At 47.3% G+C, this 977-nt stretch carries 1 pseudogene; it reads right to left on the bottom strand.

Annotated features, from left to right (window positions below):
• Positions 1-977, bottom strand: a pseudogene (locus tag R7044_RS24480) (error-prone DNA polymerase); the annotation flags it as partial.

The raw sequence follows: 977 nt of genomic DNA, 5'->3' as shown, positions 1-977 counted from the left end.
GACGGAGATTTGTCTTGGATCGACGGCGGTGATTTCTAAGCAGTAACACACGACGGAATTCGCCGCTGATCCTCGGCCTTGATAAAGAATGCCTTGCTGTTTAGCAAACATGACGATGTCATGAATGGTTAAAAAGTAATAATGGTACTTGAGGTCTTCTATCAACCTCAGTTCGTTTTCGATGGTTTGGTTGATGTCCTCCGGCACGCCTTCAGGAAAGCGACGCTCTTTACCTTGTTCCACCAACATTCGTAAGTAAGAATTTGGTGTATAGCCATTAGGAATCAGTTCTGTAGGGTATTCGTATTTCAGCTCAGACAATTTGAATTCGCACAAATCCGCGATGTACTTACTTTCCTCTAGCCACTCTGGTTTGTAGATACGAACCAACTTATTCAGTGGTCGTAATGCGCGTTCAGCATTAGAAAGACGTTCAAAGCCCAGCTTATCAACACTGCAACCATGCTTAATGGCGGTGAGTATATGTTGTAAAGGCAGGCGCTCAGCCGTGTGCATGAGTACGCCGCCACAAGCTGTAATAGGCAGTTGCAATTCGTGAGCTAGCTTCTCGCAGTGATTTGTGTAGGCATCATCGTCGCCACCAAGATGACGTTGAATCGCAACCCATAGTCGATTGCTATGGTGTTGATTGAGCCAGCGCCCCCAGTAATGGTCACTCGCTTGATGGGTAGGAAGCCACAATACTAAGCAGTGACGAATCGACATCAGATCCCACTCAGAAAGCTGATAGCTGCCTTTTTCGCTGCGTCGTCTCGCGTTAGTGATGATACGGCACATCTCAGCATAAGCTTTACGGCAGGGGCAAAGTAGGACTATTTGGCACTCTTCGTTGAGCCAGAACATACTGCCGACGATCTGTTTGATATCAAGTTTATGCTGCTCAATCGTTGCATGGGCTTTGACCACGCCAGCGACCGAGCACTCATCAGTAATCGCGATGGCATGGTAGCGATAAA

It is taken from the genome of Vibrio sp. 1402 (assembly GCF_033340275.1).
Note: the sequence above shows the minus strand (reverse complement) of the source record. Positions and strands in the feature narration are given on the sequence as shown.